The organism is Salmonella sp. SAL4457 (assembly GCF_046548235.1).
GTDB classification, from domain to species: Bacteria; Pseudomonadota; Gammaproteobacteria; order Enterobacterales; family Enterobacteriaceae; genus Salmonella; species Salmonella enterica.
The window spans coordinates 1-262 of record NZ_JBGDZO010000708.1; the positions used below are offsets into that span (position 1 = coordinate 1).

The 262-nt window shown below is 66.0% G+C and carries 1 protein-coding gene; it reads left to right on the forward strand.

Translation table 11 applies throughout. The features are described from left to right. On the forward strand, positions 1–262 hold a 262-nt coding region (locus ACLJNW_RS26000; RefSeq protein WP_410961477.1), incomplete at both ends, for an ABC transporter substrate-binding protein.

Below are 262 nucleotides of genomic sequence, written 5' to 3' on the forward strand. Positions count from 1 at the left end.
GTCCGGAAGTGATCGCCGCGCTCGCCTCCGGAGACCTGCAACTCGGCAACATCGGGTCCAGCCCGCTGGCAGCGGCGACCTCGCGGAAGCTGCCGATCGTCGCCTTCATCGTTTCCGCGCAGATCAACGCCGCCGAGGCGCTGGTGGTGCGCAATGGAAGCGGGATCGGGAAACCCGAGGACCTGGTCGGCAAGACCATCGCTACCCCGTTCGTTTCAACCTCCCACTACAGCCTGCTCGGCGCCCTCAAGCACTGGCAGAT